At 74.6% G+C, this 17210-nt stretch carries 13 protein-coding genes; 12 read left to right on the top strand and 1 reads right to left on the bottom strand.

Annotated features, from left to right (window positions below; translation table 11 throughout):
- The first annotated feature begins 188 nt into the window (after nt 1–188).
- The 3 genes from aspS to O7625_RS26840 all read left to right on the top strand — a co-directional run bounded on the left by aspS (nt 189) and on the right by O7625_RS26840 (nt 4188).
- Nucleotides 189–1991 (top strand): aspartate--tRNA ligase, encoded by a 1803-nt coding sequence (gene aspS, locus O7625_RS26850; RefSeq protein WP_282342581.1) that lies wholly within the window; start codon nt 189–191, stop codon nt 1989–1991.
- Nucleotides 1992–2203: 212 nt separating this feature from the next.
- Complete coding sequence (locus O7625_RS26845; protein ID WP_282342580.1) at nt 2204–2803, top strand: helix-turn-helix domain-containing protein; 600 nt, start codon at nt 2204–2206, stop codon at nt 2801–2803.
- Nucleotides 2800–4188, top strand: coding sequence for an MFS transporter (locus O7625_RS26840; protein WP_282342579.1), 1389 nt, complete (start codon nt 2800–2802; stop codon nt 4186–4188). Before O7625_RS26845 ends, O7625_RS26840 begins: the two co-directional genes overlap by 4 nt.
- Here O7625_RS26840 and O7625_RS26835 read toward each other — a convergent pair.
- Complete coding sequence (locus O7625_RS26835) at nt 4159–4905, bottom strand: GNAT family N-acetyltransferase (protein WP_282342578.1); 747 nt, start codon at nt 4903–4905, stop codon at nt 4159–4161. The genes O7625_RS26840 and O7625_RS26835 overlap by 30 nt on opposite strands.
- Nucleotides 4906–5036: 131 nt before the next feature.
- On the opposite strand from O7625_RS26835, the gene O7625_RS26830 reads away from it, so the two are divergent.
- The 9 genes from O7625_RS26830 to O7625_RS26790 all read left to right on the top strand — a co-directional run bounded on the left by O7625_RS26830 (nt 5037) and on the right by O7625_RS26790 (nt 17006).
- Nucleotides 5037–5249, top strand: a complete 213-nt coding sequence (locus O7625_RS26830) for a hypothetical protein (protein ID WP_067307861.1) — start codon at nt 5037–5039, stop codon at nt 5247–5249.
- A gap of 75 nt (nt 5250–5324) precedes the next feature.
- On the top strand, nt 5325–6824 hold the full coding sequence (locus tag O7625_RS26825; RefSeq protein ID WP_282342577.1) for a replication-associated recombination protein A: 1500 nt from the start codon (nt 5325–5327) through the stop codon (nt 6822–6824).
- 3374 nt (nt 6825–10198) lie between these two features.
- Complete coding sequence (locus O7625_RS26820) at nt 10199–10804, top strand: hypothetical protein (RefSeq protein WP_089004382.1); 606 nt, start codon at nt 10199–10201, stop codon at nt 10802–10804.
- 147 nt (nt 10805–10951) lie between these two features.
- Nucleotides 10952–11413, top strand: coding sequence for a DUF948 domain-containing protein (locus O7625_RS26815; RefSeq protein ID WP_067312329.1), 462 nt, complete (start codon nt 10952–10954; stop codon nt 11411–11413).
- A 33-nt stretch (nt 11414–11446) separates the two neighbouring features.
- Nucleotides 11447–11752, top strand: a complete 306-nt coding sequence (locus O7625_RS26810) for a hypothetical protein (RefSeq protein ID WP_067312326.1) — start codon at nt 11447–11449, stop codon at nt 11750–11752.
- Nucleotides 11749–14427, top strand: a complete 2679-nt coding sequence (gene alaS, locus O7625_RS26805; RefSeq protein WP_282342576.1) for an alanine--tRNA ligase — start codon at nt 11749–11751, stop codon at nt 14425–14427. The genes O7625_RS26810 and alaS overlap by 4 nt, the downstream gene beginning before the upstream one ends.
- A gap of 73 nt (nt 14428–14500) precedes the next feature.
- On the top strand, nt 14501–14962 hold the full coding sequence (gene ruvX, locus O7625_RS26800) for a Holliday junction resolvase RuvX (protein ID WP_067312321.1): 462 nt from the start codon (nt 14501–14503) through the stop codon (nt 14960–14962).
- Nucleotides 14959–16200, top strand: a complete 1242-nt coding sequence (mltG, locus tag O7625_RS26795; protein ID WP_282342575.1) for an endolytic transglycosylase MltG — start codon at nt 14959–14961, stop codon at nt 16198–16200. Before ruvX ends, mltG begins: the two co-directional genes overlap by 4 nt.
- On the top strand, nt 16197–17006 hold the full coding sequence (locus O7625_RS26790; RefSeq protein WP_282342574.1) for a shikimate dehydrogenase: 810 nt from the start codon (nt 16197–16199) through the stop codon (nt 17004–17006). The genes mltG and O7625_RS26790 overlap by 4 nt, the downstream gene beginning before the upstream one ends.
- Nucleotides 17007–17210: the final 204 nt, after the last annotated feature.

Below are 17210 nucleotides of genomic sequence, written 5' to 3'. Positions count from 1 at the left end.
TCTGCCGCATCGTCTGATGCACCACCGCATCATCTGCTCCACCTCTGCGAACGGGCCGTCGGGACACCGGCGGCCCGTTCCGCGTGTGCGTGGGGCGGGCCAGCCTTGCTCACCCCGCAACCGGGCGGACCGGGCGGCTGACACAATGCGGGTAAGACAGCCGTACCGCAGATGAGGAGACGCAAGTCGTGATCCGTACCCATGACGCCGGCAGCCTGCGCGCGACGGACGCCGGCACCACGGTGACGCTCGCCGGGTGGGTGGCCCGCCGGCGCGACCACGGCGGTGTCATCTTCGTCGACCTGCGCGACGGCTCCGGCGTGGTCCAGGTGGTGTTCCGCGAGGAGGACGCCCACGCGCTGCGCAACGAGTTCTGCGTCACGGTCACCGGCGAGGTGACCCGCCGCCCCGAGGGCAACGAGAACCCGGAGCTGCCCACCGGCGCGATCGAGGTGACCGCCAGCGCGCTGGAGGTGCTCTCCGAGGCCGCGCCGCTGCCGCTGCCGGTGGACGACCAGATCGAGGCCGGTGACGACATCCGGCTGCGCTACCGCTACCTGGACCTGCGCCGCAGCGGCCCGGCCAACGCCCTGCGGCTGCGCTCGCGGGCCAACCAGCTGGCCCGGGGAGTGCTGCACGAGCGGGACTTCCTGGAGATCGAGACCCCGACGCTGACCCGGTCCACCCCGGAGGGTGCCCGCGACTTCCTGGTCCCGGTCCGGCTCCAGCCGGGCAGTTGGTACGCGCTGCCGCAGTCGCCGCAGCTGTTCAAGCAGCTGCTGATGGTCGGTGGCATGGAGCGGTACTACCAGATCGCCCGCTGCTACCGCGACGAGGACTTCCGGGCCGACCGGCAGCCGGAGTTCACCCAGCTCGACATCGAGATGTCCTTCGTCACCGAGGACGACGTGATCGACCTCGGCGAGGCGATCGTCACGGCGCTCTGGAAGGAGCTGGCCGGTCACGAGATCTCCCGGCCGATCCCCCGGATCACCTGGCACGACGCGATGGCCCGGTACGGCTCCGACAAGCCCGACCTGCGTTACGGCCTGGAGCTGACCGAGCTGACCGACTATCTGCGCGGCACCGCCTTCCGGGTCTTCGCCGCGGCGATCGACGCGGGCGGCTACGTCGGCGCGGTCGTCATGCCGGGCGGGGCGGCGCAGACCCGCAAGGAACTCGACGGCTGGCAGGACTGGGCCAAGGCGCGCGGCGCGCGGGGCCTGGCGTACGTGGTGCTGGACGCCGAGACCGGCGAGGCACGCGGGCCGGTGGCCAAGAACCTCTCCGCCGAGCACCTGGGCGGGCTGGCCGACGCGGTCGGGGCCAAGCCGGGCGACGCGGTCTTCTTCGCCGCCGGCACGAACACCCGGGAGGCGCAGGAGCTGCTCGGCGCGGCCCGGATCGAGATCGCCAAGCGGGCGAAGCTGATCGACGAGAGCGCCTGGGCGTTCTGCTGGGTGGTCGACGCGCCGATGTTCGAGCGGACGGACGACGGTGGCTGGACGGCCGTGCACCACCCGTTCACCTCGCCGAACGCCGACTGGGTCGACCGGTTCGAGGAGGCTCCGGACCGGGCGCTGGCGTACGCGTACGACATCGTCTGCAACGGTAACGAGATCGGCGGCGGTTCGATCCGTATCCACCGGGGCGACGTGCAGCAACGGGTCTTCGACCTGCTCGGCATCACCCCCGCCGAGGCGCAGGACAAGTTCGGCTTCCTGCTGGAGGCGTTCAGGTACGGCGCCCCGCCGCACGGCGGCATCGCGTTCGGCTGGGACCGGGTCTGCATGCTGCTCGCCGGGGCCGACTCGATCCGCGAGGTGATCGCCTTCCCCAAGACCCGGGGCGGCTTCGACCCGCTGACCGGCGCACCGACCCCGATCACCGGCCAGCAGCGCACCGAGGCCGGCATCGACGCCAAGCCGAAGCCTCCCACCCCGTCCGCCGGCACCGCCGGCCCCGCCGCCCCGGTAGCCACCCCGGTCTAACCCACCCGCCCGGCCCCACCCGGCCTGCCCCGCTCCACCCCGCATCGTTGATCAAGAGGTTTACGTCATCCCGCGTGTGCTGCGGTGACGTAAACCTCTTGATCGTTATGGAGGGCAGAGCGGGGCGGAGCGGGGGAGGAGGGGGCGCGGGGGAGGGAGGGGGAGATGCATAGGAGTTGTGCATAGGTTTTGTGCACAGCTATTGTGCATGTATGGAGAGCGACGACAACAGCGGGCGGGGCGCGTCCCGGGCCGCGCGGATCGACCACCGGCAGGTCCGGGTCCTGGCCCACCCGTTGCGGTTGCGGCTGCTCGGCGCGCTGCGGGTGCAGGGGCCGGCCACCGCCACCACCCTCGCCGGGCTGCTCGCCACCAACACCGGCGCCACCAGCTACCACCTGCGCCAGCTCGCCGACGTGGGGCTGGTGGTAGAAGACCCGGACCGGGGCACCGGGCGGCAGCGCTGGTGGCGGGCCGCGCACGAGGTGACCGACTGGGAACCGAGCGACTTCGACGACGACCCCGACGCCCGCGCCGCCATCGAGTGGATCCAGGGTGACCAGGTACGCCTGCTGGCGGAGCGGGCCGAACGCTGGTTCGCCGTCCAGCAGGACTGGTCGCCGGCCTGGCGGGACGCCTTCGGGATGAGCGACGCCTTCCTCACCCTCCCGGCGGACCGGCTCCAGGCCCTCGAGGACGAGCTGTGGCAGGTGCTGGAGCGCTACCGTGCCGAGGCCGACCCGGCACAGCCGGACGCCGAGCGGGTGCACGTCTTCCTGGCCGCGTTCCCGATGATCGAGCAGCGGCCGTGAGCGCCCTGACCGTACGCCAGGTCCGGTTCCGCTACCTCACCCTCTACGGCCTGCGCTGGCTGCCCACCGGCCTCACCATCCCGGTGATGATCCTGCTGATGCAGGAACGCGGCCTGTCGCTGTCCCAGATCGGCCTCGTCTCCACCGCCCAGGGCCTGGTGGTGCTGGCGCTGGAACTGCCCACCGGTGGCCTGGCCGACGCGCTGGGCAGCCGGGTCGTCCTGGTGACCGCCTGGGCGGTGAGCCTGCTGTCGCTGGGCCTGCTCGCGGTGGCCGACTCGTTCGCGCTGTTCTTCCTGGTCTGGGCGCTGCAAGGGGTCTACCGGGCGCTCGACAGCGGCCCGCTCGACTCCTGGTACGTCGAGTCCACCCGGACCGCCGACCGCAATGCCGACTACGAGCCCGGCCTCGGCTTCGCCGGAACCGTCGCGGGCGTCACCATCGCCGCCGGGGCACTGCTCAGCGGCGGCCTCATCGCGCTCGGCCCGGTCGGGCCGGTCAGCGCGTTGACGGTGCCGGTGCTGGTCGCCGCCGCCCTCCAGGCCGTCGCCCTGGCCGTCCTGCTGTCCCTGCTGGTCGAGCCCGGTCCGGCCCGGGGTCCGGGCACGCTGCGCGCCTCGGTCGCGGCGGCCCCCCGGATGGTCGGTCAGGCCGTCGGCCTGCTGCGTCGCTCCCGGGTGCTGCTGGCCCTGGTGTCGGTGGAGCTGTTCTGGGGCTTCGGCATGGTCACCTTCGAGTCGCTGCTGCCGGTCCGGCTCTCCGAGGTGGTCGGCGACCCCGAGCGGGCGGCGGCGCTGCTCGGCCCGGCCAACTCGGCGGCCTGGCTGGTGTCGGCGGCCGGAGCGGCGGCCACCCCGCTGTTGCTGCGCTGGCTCGGCGCCGCCCCCGCCGCCGCGCTGCTGCGCATCGTGCAGGGCGGCACGGTGCTCGGCATGGGGCTGCTCGCCGGGCCGGTCGGCGTGCTGGTCGCCTACCTGGCCTGCTACGCCGTGCACGGCGCGTCCAACCCGCTGCACCTGGGGCTGCTGCACCGGCAGGTCGACGGGCCGTACCGGACCAGCGTCCTGTCGCTGAACTCGATGATGGGCCAGCCGGGGTTCGCCCTCGGCGCGGTGCTGCTCACCGCGCTGGCCGACCGCTCCGGGGTGGGCACGGCGATGGTGGTCGGCGCGGTGGCGCTGGCGGTGGCCGCCCCGCTCTACCTGCCCGCCTGGTGGGCCGGCCGCCGGACCACCCCGACCCCGCCCGCCGGGGCTGATCCGGCTACGCCCGGCGGGGCTATCCCGGCCCCGACCGTCGGGGCCGATCCGGCCGGGGCCGGACCCGGGGACGTCCGGCCGGCCGGGGCGGCGGCCTCAGCCGAGCCACACCGAGCTGCGCCGTAGGGTGCCGGTGAAGCCGAGCCGACGGTAGAGCCGCAGCGCGGCCAGGTTGTCGGCGTAGACGCCGAGCGCCACGTGGTCGTAGCGGGCGAGCAGTGCCCGGGTCATCCCGGCGGTCAGCGCCGTGCCCAGTCCGCGCCCCCGCCGGTCGCGGGCCACGGTGAGCCCGGCGAGGAAGCCGATGTCGCCGCGACTGCGGTCCGCCCCGCAGGCGACCAGGCGGTCGCCGTCCCAGACGCCGTACCAGGCGGCGACCGTCGGGTCCTGCGGGCGCGACGAGGAGGTGGGGAAGGCGTCGTCGATCAGCGCCGCCAGCGCCGGGTGGTCCGCCGGACCGAGGCGGACCACCCGCTCCTGGCCGGGTTGCCGGGACGGGGCGGCGGTGGTCCAGAGGAAGTCCCAGTCGTCGATCCGGGTCGCCGCGAACCGGTCGACCAGCAGGGACCGGTCGGCCCGGGGCAGTTGCAGGTACCGCCCCGGGCCGATCGCCCCGTCGGCGACCAGCGCCGCGACCAGCTCCACCGCCGCGTCGACCGCGCCGACCACGCCACCGGCGGCCCGGTCGTTCTCCGCCGTCGGGAGCAGCCAGCCCACCGCCCCGTCGCGTATCCAGGCGCGGGGCTCGTCGTCGAGTCGCACCGCGTGCCGTACGAACGGGTGGTGGTCGGTGGCGGCGAGGACGGCCGCCCGGCCGGCGAGTTCCCGGGCGGTGTCGATCATGCGAGCAGCCTAGGACCCGGTGGGCCGAGGTGCCCCGGCGACGCCGATCTCCACGGTGGAGATTGACGAGTCGACCGATTGGGTACATCCGGGCCGACCTACTGGGAGACCCCCTACCGGAGGACATCACCATGCTCGCCATCCTCGCGGCCGTCGTGTTCGGCTTCGCGCTCCTGCTGGACCTTCTCAACACCAACTTCGGTGCCCCCGACCTGTTCAACTGGAACACCCTGGTGCTGATCGGCCTGCTCCTGCTCTCGCTCTACCTGGCCGGCGTCGGCAGCGGCCCGCGCGGCGGTGGCGGCGGCCGGTGGTACCGGGGCCGTCGGCCGGGTCGCGGCTGACCGCGACAGATCAGAACGGGCGCGGCCCGCGGCGCGATTCCGGCGTCGTGGGCCGCGCCCGGTACTGTCTTCCTGATGGATTCCGACGCCCTCTTCTCCCTCGGCGCACCCGCCGCGGCGCCCAGCGCGCCGGCCGGCGTCGTCGGGGTCGACGAGTTCGCCTCGACCGGGGCGGACGCCCCGTTGCCCGTGCGGATGCGGCCGGCGAGCATCGACGAGCTGGTCGGGCAGGAACACCTCCTCGCGCCCGGTGCCCCACTGCGCCAGCTGGTCGGCGGCGGCGCGGCGCTGTCGGTCATCCTCTGGGGTCCGCCGGGCAGCGGCAAGACCACCATCGCCCACCTGGTGGCCCGGGCCACCGACCGCCGCTTCGTGGCCATGTCGGCGCTGACCGCCGGGGTCAAGGACGTCCGGGCCGTCATCGAGGCCGCCCGCCGCCAGCGGCGCTCCGGTGGCCCGCAGACCGTGCTCTTCATCGACGAGGTGCACCGGTTCAGCAAGACCCAGCAGGATTCGCTGCTCGCCGCCGTCGAGGACCGCACGGTCACCCTGCTCGCGGCGACCACCGAGAACCCGTACTTCTCGGTCATCTCCCCGCTGCTGTCCCGGTGCGTGCTGCTCACCCTCCAGCCGCTGGACGACACGGCCGTGCGATCCCTGTTGCGCCGCGCGGTCGTCGACCCGCGCGGCCTCGGCGGCGCGCTCACCCTGGCCACCGACGCCGAGGACCACCTGGTACGCCTCGCCGGCGGCGACGTCCGCAAGGCGCTGACCGCGCTGGAGGCGGCGGCGGCCTCGGCGACCGCGCTCGGTGCCGACCGGATCGACCTGGCCACCACCGAGCAGGCGGTGGACGTGGCGGCCGTGCGCTACGACCGCGACGGCGACGCGCACTACGACGTGACCAGCGCCTTCATCAAGAGCATGCGGGGTTCGGACGTCGACGCCGCGCTGCACTGGCTGGCCCGGATGCTGGTCGCCGGGGAGGACGCCCGGTTCATCGCCCGCCGCCTGGTCATCTTCGCCAGCGAGGACGTCGGCCTGGCCGACCCGTCCGCGTTGACGGTGGCCACCGCCGCCGCACACGCGGTCGAGTACGTCGGCCTGCCCGAGGCCCAGCTCAACCTCGCCCAGGCGGTGATCCACCTGGCCACCGCGCCGAAGTCCAACTCGGCCACCACCGCGCTCGGCGCGGCGATGGCCGACGTCCGGGCGGGCCGGGGCGGCGCGGTGCCGCGCGGGCTGCGCGACGCGCACTACTCCGGCGCCCGGGGTCTGGGGCACGGCGCGGGCTACCGCTACCCGCACGACGACCAGCGCGGGGTGGTCACCCAGCAGTACGCTCCCGACGACCTCGTCGGGACCGACTACTACCGGCCCAGCGGGCACGGCGTCGAGCGGTCGGTGGCCGCCCGGCTGCCCCTGCTGCGCCGGATCGTCCGCGGGCTGCCCGCCCCGGCGTCGCGCCCCGACGGGCCGGTGCCGGTGGTCAACGGCCGTCACCTGTCGGGCACGGGGCACACCGGTGGGGCGGATGAGGACGGCGGCGACGCCGCCGGGGAGGTTCAGCAGTGACATCGCGAGGTGGGGAGCAACCGCAGGACGGTCCCGACGAGCGGCGCGAACCTCGCGCCAGGGGACGTCGGTGGGGTCGAGGGCGGGGCGGCGACGAGGCCCCGCCGGAGCCGGCCGGCGAGGAGTTCGGCTGGATCGACGACCTGCGTACGGCGAAGCAGCAACGCACCGAGCTGGGGCCGGACAACGGACCGGTGCCGCCGGTCCGTGCGCCGGCCCCGCCGCCTTCGGGACAGGGGCCGGGCGCGCCCGGCCCGGGGGGGCCGGTCGCCCCGCGTGTCGGCCAGCCCGTCCTGCGTCCCGACGGGTCGGCGCCGGGTGGGCCGCGTTCGCCGCAGTCGGGCGCCCGGCCGCAGCCGGTGCCCCCGGCCGTCCGCCCGGAATCCGTCCCGGACGGCGTCCGCCCGGATTCCGCCCCCCCGGGTGCCCGCCAGCCGTCCGCGCCGCCCGGGGTCCGGCCGCCGTCCGCGCCGCCCGGGGTCCGCCCGGATTCCACGCCGCCGGGTGCCCGGCCGCCGTTGGCGCAGCCCGGTGCCCGTCCGCAGTCCGCGTCGCCGGTGGGCCCGCCGGGTCCACGCCGGGAACCCTCGACGCCCCCCGGCGGCCAGGCCGTCACCCCACCGCCCGGTCCGGTGCACCCCGGCGGCCAGGCCGCCCCACCCCCGGGGTCGACGCCCCCCGGCGGCCAGGCCACCCCGCCGCTGCGGGGAGCGGGCCGGCCGGCCGCGCCCGAGCAACGCCCACGCCAGGGTGAGGGCGTCCGCCCGGGTACGGCGCCGGCCGGCCCTCCCGACGGGCAGCGACCCGGGGACGCGTCCCGTCCCCACCCCGTCGTCGGTGGCCCCGGTCCGGGCCGGGCCTCGACCCCCGGTCGGGCGTCGGTCCCGGGGACCGGTCCCGTGCGACCCTCGGTCCCCGGTGCCGGTCGGGCGTCGGTCCCGGGCGTCGGTCCCGCGCGGCCTTCGGTCCCCGGTAACAGCCCTGGTCAGGCCCCGGTCCCCGGTCCCGGTCGGGCAGCGGTTCCCCCCGGCCAGGCCCCTCCCGTCGGGTGGGCCGGTCCCGGTGCCCCGCCGCCCGCCACCCGGGCCACCGGCGGGCCGTCGCACGGCGGTCCGGCCGGGCCGTCGGGCCCGGTCCGGGTGGCGCCCGGCGACCGTCCGGGCGGCGCGGTACCCGACGGTCCCTCCCTGCGGAACCGTCGGACCGTGCCCGACGACCGGTCGGCCGGTCGCAGCACCGGGTCGGTCGCAGCACCGGGCCGCCCCGACCCCGGCGGCCCCCCGTCCGCTCCGACGCGTCCGACCGACGCGCTCCGCGGCGGGACGGGCAGCCCGGTCGGCCCCGGAGCGGCCCCGGTGCTGCCGGTGGGCGGGCCACGCGCCGCCCCCGTCGGTGGCCCCCGTGCCGACGCGACCGCCTCCGGTCCCCTGGTGCCGGGTGGTCGCCGCGCCGAGGCGCCTCCCGGCCGCGAACCCGGTGAGCGGCCGGCAGGCGAGCGGCCCGGCCGCCGTCGCGCCGTCGAGCCGGAGCCGCCGGTGGTGCCGCTGACCGGCAACGCGCCGCCGCTGCCCGCTGCCCCGGCTACGGCCCCCGGTGGGCCGTCGGCCCCGTCCGCGCCCGAGGCCGGTCGGCCCGGTCAGGTCGACCGGGACGACAACGGGCGTCGGCACGCCGCTGCCGACGTCGTGCCACCTCCGGGCCGGCGGGCACGTCCCGAGGGAGCCGAACCGGCCGCCCACCGTCCGGCGTCGGACGGCGAAGCGGCGGTGGGCCGGCGCTCCCGCCCGGACGGCGAGCAGCCTTCGGGAGGCTGGCGCACCCTGGGCGGTGCGGGAGCGCCCGGTTCCCGGGTCCGCCCGGACGCCGACGAGTCGCGGGTCCGGCCGAGCCGTCCGGACACCGCCGGGCCGAACGGTCAGCCGGTACCCGCTGAGGGTGAGCGTGGCGACCGGCCGGACCGGCCGGCGGACTGGCTGCGTCAGGCCGGGCGCACCACCCACACCGATCCCGCGCTGCGGGTCCTCAACCGGTCGAACCCGCCGGGTGGGACCGCTCCGGCCGCTCCGACGCGGGGTGGTCCCGAGCGGACCGACGTCGAGGCCGGTCCGTCCCGGCCGGAGCAGTCCGGGCCGCTCTGGCCGGGTCAGTCCGGCCCGGCGCGCGGCGCGGCCCGGCCGACGCCGCCCGCCCGCACCCCCGGTCGGGTGACCGGCCCCGCTCCGGGGACGGCGAACGACGAGCCGCGCCCGGTCCGGGGGCCGCACGCCGATTCCGGCCCGGCACCGGATCCGACCCGGGGGCCGCGTGCCGGTGGCCCCGGGGCGGTGCTCGACGGCCCGGTTCCTGGTGGTCCGGTGCACCGTGGCCCGGTGCGCGGTGGCCCGGTGCGCGGCGGCCCGGTGCGCGGTGGCCCGGTTCCTGGTGGTCCTGCTTCCGGCGGCCCGGTTCCTGTTCCTGGTGGCCCGGCTTCCGGTGGCCCCGCTACCCGTGGCCCCGCCAACGGTGGCCCGGCTACCGGTGGTTCGGCTCCGGTGCCCGGCGCTGGGTCCGGTACCGGGGGTCCGCAACCGGCAGGACCCGGGCCGGTGGCGGCCCGTCCGCCAGGTGTGCCGGGGCGGGACGCGGCGGTGGCGACGCCCACGTCCGGCGCCCCCCGGGTCGGTGTCCCGGTCCCGAACGGCGCTGCCGGGCCACGCCCGGTGGGAACCGCAGGGGACGCCGCCCCCCCTGACGCCGCCGCCCTGGCGGGTCCGCGGCTCGGCGTGCCCGACCCGGGTGCCCCGCGCCCGCCCGCCCCGGCACGTGGCACGGCCCGGCCGGGGGACACAGCCACCGGTCCTGCCCGGCCGGACGGCCCTGCCACCGGTACCGCCCGGCCGGACGGCCCTGCCACCGGTACCGCCCGGCCGGACGGCCCTGCCACCGGTGCGGTCACCGGTACCGCCCGCCCGCCCGTACCCCCGGGGGAGGCACGTGGTGTCCCCGGGCCGGCAGCCGGCGGCCGGCGGTCCGGGCCGCATCCCGAGGCCGGTCCCCGGCCCGCCGATGCCGGTGGGACCGTCGCCGGGCCGGCGGTGGCCCGCGCCACCGTGCCGGGCGTACGCCCGGATGCCGGGCCGGAGGAGACCACCGGGCGGGCGGCCCCGCCGGTGCGCCCACCCGACCGGGTGGAGTCGGCCGGCGTGGCGACCGTCCCGGCGGCCGGTCGGGCCGAGAGCCCGGGGCTGGCCCGGGTGACGCCGCCGGACGGTGTCCGGTCCGATCCGGACGGGTCTGCGGGCGGTGGGCCGTTGCGTCCGGCGACGCAGGACGATCCGGATGGTGCCGACCCCGACGGTGCCGGGCCGCGCCGCCGGACGGGACCACGGCGTCGCCTGCGGCTGGGGCTGCTGGTGCTGGTCAGCGTGGTGCTGCTCGGGGCGCTCCCGCTCTACTTCGGGATGCGGACGCTGAGCCGGGATCCGGTCTTCGACACCCTCGACGAGTTGGGTGTGCCGGGCTGGGCGACGGCGCAGACGGTGGACAACGTCAGCGGTAGCCGCTGGTGCCTGCAGGACTGCCGGTTGCGGGAGCGCACCGTGGAGTCCGACCGCGCACCGGAGGAGACCTCCCGGGTCTACGAACAGGCGCTACGGGCGGAGGGCTGGCGGCGGTGGGAGGTCACCCGGTGCCCGGAGCAGCCGGCCAAGGGCAGCTACACCTGCTGGCGGCGGGACGAGTTGACCCTCGACCTGTGGGTGCGGGAACCGACCTGCGCCCCACCGCCGGTGAGCGGGGAGCCGGCGGTGCCGCCGGTGACCCCGACCGCGCCCGCGGCGGGGGAGTGCGGCGGCTCGTTGGTGTCGGTGAAGGTCCGCAACGCGATCGACGACGAGCGGACCCGGCCACAGCCGAGCACCGACCCGTCACTGACCGGTGAGGACCCGTTCCCGACGATCACCGACGATCCGCTCGGTGGCCTGACACGCTCACCGTCCTGAGCCGGCTTCCATCACGGACGGTAGGGTCTGGGGCTGGCAGGCACGCCTGCTCCCGATGACCCTGCGCGGGTCGTGCCGCGATGCGGGCACCCGGGTCGCGTGTTCCGGGGCGTCGTGCCCCGGAACCCCTGCTTGAGGAGGACATGCGTGGATGGTGGACAGATCGCTGCGCTGATCGCGGCCGGCGCGTTCCTGATGCTGGTGCTCGTGCTGGCGGTGCCGATCCTGCGGCTGCGGCACACGGTGGACGCGACGACCCGGATGATCAACGACCTCAACGAGCAGACCGCCCCGCTGCTGGGGGACGTCAACACCACGGTGAAGAACGTGAACGTCGCCCTGGAGCAGGTGCAGACCTCCCTCGACGGGGTGAACCTGCAGCTCGCGAAGGTCGACACGATGACCAGTCACGCGCAGAACGTCACCGCGAACGTGGCGAACCTGGCGACCGTCGTCTCGGCCGCCGCGGCGAACCCGCTGGTGAAGGTGGCGGCCTTCGGGTACGGCGTGCGCCGGGCCGCCTCGGCGCGGCGGACCGCGGAGACCGAGCGTGAGGTGCGCGACACCATCAAGCAGCAGCGTCGGGCCGCCCGGCGCGGCAACAGCTGATCCGGCCCGACGCCGCACAGGAGGAATGGCGACATGAGGCGACTTTTCTGGCTCGGCATCGGGCTGGCCGTGGGCGTGGTGGTGGTCCGCAAGGCCACCCGGACCGCGCAGGCGTACACCCCGGCCGGCATCGCCAGCGGGCTGTCCGAATCCGCTGGCGGTCTGGTCGAGTCGCTGCGTAGCTTCGTGGAGGACGTACGGATCGGGATGGCCGAGCGCGAGCAGGAGATCCACGAGGCGTTCGCCCGCGGTGAGGCGTTCGACGACCAGTTCGCCGAGCTGCGGGAGGACCCGCGCATCGGTGACCGAGAGATCTTTCCGGAGGAACCCCAGCGATGAAGACGGCGGAGATCAAGCGGCGGTACCTCGCCCACTTCGAGGCGAACGGGCACACCGTGGTGCCGTCCGCTCCGCTGCCCGCCATCAGCGACCCGAACCTGCTGTTCGTCAACGCCGGCATGGTGCAGTTCGTCCCGTACTTCCTGGGGCAGCAGACCCCGGCGTACCGGCGGGCGGTGAGCGTGCAGAAGTGCCTGCGCACGCCGGACATCGACGAGGTCGGCAAGACCAGCCGGCACGGCACGTTCTTCCAGATGAACGGCAACTTCTCGTTCGGTGACTACTTCAAGGCCGGGGCGATCCCGCTGGCCTGGGAGCTGGTCACCAAGCCGGTCGCCGAGGGCGGTTACGGGCTGGACCCGGAGCGGATCTGGCCGACGGTCTACCTCGACGACGACGAGGCGTTCGAGATCTGGCGGTCGGTGGGGGTTCCGGTGGAGCGGATCGTCCGCCGGGGCAAGAAGGACAACTACTGGTCGATGGGGATTCCCGGCCCGGCCGGTCCCTGCTCCGAGCTGTTCTACGACCGCGGCCCGGAGTACGGGCGCGAGGGCGGCCCGGAGATCGACGAGGACCGGTACATGGAGTTCTGGAACCTCGTCTTCATGCAGTACGAGATCGCCGACGTCCGGAGCAAGGAAGAGTTCCGGATCGTCGACGAGCTGCCGGCGAAGAACATCGACACCGGCATGGGCCTGGAGCGGATGGCCTCGATCCTGCAGGGCGTCGACAACCTGTACGAGATCGACGAGGTGCGGCCGATCCTGGACCGGGCGGCGGAGCTGACCGGCAAGCGGTACGGCGCGCACTCGGGTCACGTGGCGAGCGAGTCGCACCCGGACGACGTACGGCTGCGGGTGGTCGCCGACCACGTGCGGACCGCGCTGATGCTGATCGGCGACGGGGTGACCCCGAGCAACGAGGGGCGCGGCTACGTGCTGCGCCGGATCATGCGGCGGGCGATCCGGGCGGTGCGGCTGCTGGGCTGGCAGGAGCGGGCGTTGCCGGAGCTGCTGCCGGTGGCCCGGGACTGCATGTCCCCGTCGTACCCGGAGCTGGCGCAGGAGTTCGACCGGATCTCGCAGTACGCGTACACCGAGGAGGACGCGTTCCTGTCGACGCTGCGGGCGGGCACGACGATCCTGGACACGGCGATCGCCCAGACCCGCTCGGCGGGGAAGCCGGCGCTCTCCGGTGAGAAGGCGTTCCAGCTGCACGACACCTACGGCTTCCCGATCGACCTGACCCTGGAGATCGCCGCCGAGCAGGGCCTCCAGGTCGACGCGGCGGGCTTCCGTCGGCTGATGGCCGACCAGCGCAACCGGGCCAAGGCCGACGCGCAGGCGCGCAAGACCGGGCACACCGACGTGTCGGCGTACCGGTCGGTGCGCGACGACGGCGGTGAGGTGGAGTTCACCGGCTACACCGAGCTGCGCCGGGAGTCCCGGATCCGGGCGCTGCTGAGCGGCGGGGCGACGGTCGGCGCGGCGGTCGAGGGGGAGACGGTCGAGTTGGTGCTCGACACCACCCCGTTCTATGCCGAGGGCGGCGGTCAGCAGCCCGACCAGGGGCTGATCACCGTGGGCGCCGGGCAGGTCGAGGTCTTCGACGTGCAGCAGCCGGTGCCGGGTCTGATCGTGCACCGGGCGAAGGTGGTCCGGGGTGAGGTGCGCGCCGGGGAGACCGGCTTCGCGGAGATCGACGTGACCCGGCGGCGGGCCATCTCCCGGTCGCACACCGCGACCCACCTGGTGCACCAGACCATGCGCAACTTCCTCGGCGAGTCGGCGACCCAGGCGGGTTCGTTGAACGCCCCGGGCCGGCTGCGGTTCGACTTCAACACCCCGGCCGGGGTGTCGCCGAGCGTGCTGCACGACGTGGAGCAGCAGGTCAACGAGGTGCTGTTGGCGGACCTGGAGGTGAACGCCTTCATCACCACCCAGGAGGAGGCGCGGCGGATCGGCGCGATGGCGCTGTTCGGCGAGAAGTACGGCGAGCGGGTCCGGGTCGTCGAGGTCGGCGACTACGCCCGGGAGCTGTGCGGCGGCACCCACGTGGCCCGGTCGGCCCAGCTCGGCCTGGTGAAGATCCTCTCCGAGGCGTCGGTGGGCTCCGGGGTGCGCCGGATCGAGGCGCTGGTCGGGATGGACGCGTTCGGCTTCCTGGCCCGCGAGCACCTGCTGGTGTCCCGGCTGGCGGAGCTGTTCCGGGTGCCCGGCGAGCAGGTCGCCGACCGGGTGGAGCAGACCGTCACCCAGCTGCGGGACGCCGAGAAGGAGCTGGAGAAGCTCCGTGCCCAGTTGGTGCTGGGCGGGGCGGCGGCGCTCGCCGGGCAGGCGAAGGACGTCCGTGGGGTGGCGTACGTCGGCACCGAGGCGCCGGAGGGCGCGGCCGGCAACGACGTGCGGACCCTGGCCCAGGAGATCCGCGGCAAGATCGATCCGGCCCGGCCGGCGGTGGTGGCGGTGGCGGCCCGATCCAACGGCAAGGCATCCCTGGTGGTGGCCGTGAACGCGGCGGCCCGGGGGCGCGGCCTGGCGGCGAACGACCTGGTCAAGGCGGCCTTCTCCGGTCGTGGCGGGGGCAGCCCGGACGTGGCGCAGGGTGGCGGCCTGCCCGCCGCCGAGGCGCCGAACCTGCTGCTCACGGTCGAGAAGGCGATCGCCGACGCGTGACGGGACAGCGTACGCACCAGGGCGGACCGGAGATGGTCCGCCCTGGTCCGTCATCGGGGAGGGTGAGCCTGCCGTGACCGAGTGGTCCCGTGGGGTCCGGTTGGGTGTCGACGTCGGTCAGGTGCGGGTGGGGGTGGCCCGGTCCGATCCGCACGGGGTACTGGCCACTCCGCTGGTCACCCTGGCCCGGGACCAGCGCACCGGCCCGGAGGCGGTGCCGACCGATCTCGCCCGGCTCGCCGAGCTGGTCGCCGAGTACGAGGCCGTCGAGGTGGTGGTCGGGCTGCCGGTCAACCTGGCCGGTCGGCACGGGCCGGCGGCCCAGCACGTGTCGGCGTACGCGGACCGGTTGGCCGAGGTGATAGCCCCGGTTCCGGTGACCCTCACCGACGAGAGGATGTCAACTGTCGTCGCGTCTCGTAGGCTTGCCGAGCGGGGCGTCCGGGGAAAGCGCCAACGCGCGGTGGTGGATCAGGCCGCCGCGGTCGAGATCCTGCAGAGCTGGCTGGAAGCGCAGCGGAGGCGGACGGAATGATCGACGATCTGGACCTCGGGTTCGACGAGCAGGAGAGGGGGGAGAAGGGGGAGAAGGGCCGGCACCGGCGGGGCTTCGTCAACCGGCGCAACGGCGGCGGCTCCGGCAAGTCGGGCGGCGGCCCCGGTAAGACCATCTTCGCGCTGCTGATGGCCCTGGTGTTGCTGGGCGGCATCGGTGGTGGGGCCTTCTACGGCTTCGACCGGATCCGCAGCCACTTCATCACCCCGGACTTCGACGGTCCGGGCACCGGTGAGGCGCTGGTCGACGTCAAGACCGGTGACACCGCGACCGACATCGGCAACTCCCTGTACGACGCCGGTGTGGTCAAGAGCACCAAGGCGTTCATCGAGGCGGCCGAGGAGAACGCGCTCAGCAAGAACATCCAGGTCGGCCGGTACAAGGTCAAGAAGGAGATGCGCGCCTCGGACGCGCTCACCCTGTTGCTGGATCCCAAGAGCCGGGTGGTCAACGGGGTCACCATCCCCGAGGGCATGATCACGCTGGCCATCTACGACCTGCTGGCCAAGGAGACCAAGATCCCGGTCGGCGAGTTCAAGACCGCCGCGAAGGATCCGGTCAAGCTGGGCGTTCCCGAGTTCTGGTTCAACCGCAAGGACGGCAAGAAGGGGCCCCGGAGCCTGGAGGGCTTCCTCTACCCGGCCACCTACGAGCTGCCGCCGAAGGCGACCGCCGCGCAGATCCTGTCGATGATGGTGGACAAGTTCCTCGACGTGACGGAGGAGATGAAGTTCGTCGAGACGGTCGAGGCGGACCGCGGCATCTCGCCGTACGAGGCGTTGATCACGGCGTCGATCGCGCAGGCCGAGTCGGTCAACCACGTGGACATGCCGAAGGTGGCCCGGGTGATCTACAACCGGGTCTACACCGACCGCTACCACTGCAAGTGCCTGGAGATCGACAGCGCGATCAACTACTGGCTGCGGTTGCAGGGCAAGAACCCGAAGGACTCCGACATCCTCAAGCAGTCCGAGCTGAACGATCCGAGGAACCCGTACCGGACGCACGGCGCGGACGGGCTGACCATCACCCCGATCAGCAACCCGGGCGAGGACGCCCTCAAGGGGGCGATGAGCCCGCCCAACGGCACCTGGGTCTACTTCATGACCGTCGACAAGAAGGGCACCATGGGGTACGGCACGACCGACGCCGACTTCCGTGACCTGCAACGCCAGATGTGCACCAACGGCGTGCTGAGCGGAGAGAACTGCCGGTGAGGGCCGCGGTGCTCGGTCGGCCGATCGCCCACTCGCTCTCCCCGGTGATCCACGAGGCGGGCTACGCCGCCGCCGGGCTCGCCGGCTGGTCGTACACCCGGATCGAGTGCGGGGCCGAGGAGCTGCCGGCGCTGGTCGCCGGCCTGGGTCCGGAGTGGGCCGGGCTGTCGGTGACCATGCCGGGCAAGGAGGCGGCGCTCGCGGTGGCCGACCGGGCGTCGCCGGTCGCCACCGCCGTCGGCGCGGCCAACACGCTGGTACGGCGTCCCGACGGCTCCTGGTACGCCGACAACACCGACGTGACCGGCATGGTGACGGTGCTGACCTCGGCCGGGGTGCGTCCGGGCGGCACCGTCACCGTGCTCGGGGCCGGGGGCACCGCCCGGGCCGCCGTGGCCGCCGCCGCCCAGCTCGGCGCGACCACGGTGACCGTGGTGGCCCGCCGCCCGTCGGCGGTGGCGCGGCTGCGGCCGGTGGGCGCGGCCGTCGGGGTGGACGTGGTCGCGGTGGCCTGGCCGGACGCCGCCGCGCACACCCACGCCGACCTGGTGGTCTCCACGGTGCCGAAGGGGGTCGCCGACCCGTTGGCGGCCGGGGTCGACTGGGGACCGTCCACGGTGCTCTTCGACGCGTTGTACGACCCGTGGCCGACCCCGCTGGCGGCCTCGGCACTGGCCGCCGGTCTGCGGGTGGTCTCCGGGCTGGATCTGCTGCTGGCCCAGGCCGTCGGACAGTTCACGCAGTTCACCGGGGTGTCGGCGCCGGTCGATGCGATGCGTACCGCCCTCGCCGGTGTCCGGCGCTGATCGGCCGGTGGTCGCCGTCGCCCGGCGACCGGGTGCCGGCCGTCGCTACCCACCGCGCCCCATCGCCGACTTTCCGGTCAATCAGGCGCAACCTCGGGAAGCCGGCATTCGTTTGCTGGACCGCCGAAAAGCAACCCCCGTTCTCTTATTCTTTTCTTAAGTCGTGTCGGCACCGTGATTCCCCACCTGCCATATCCGCTCGTG

It is taken from the genome of Micromonospora sp. WMMD714, from assembly GCF_029581315.1.
Classification (GTDB): domain Bacteria; phylum Actinomycetota; class Actinomycetes; order Mycobacteriales; family Micromonosporaceae; genus Micromonospora; species Micromonospora rifamycinica.
Note: the sequence above shows the minus strand (reverse complement) of the source record. Positions and strands in the feature narration are given on the sequence as shown.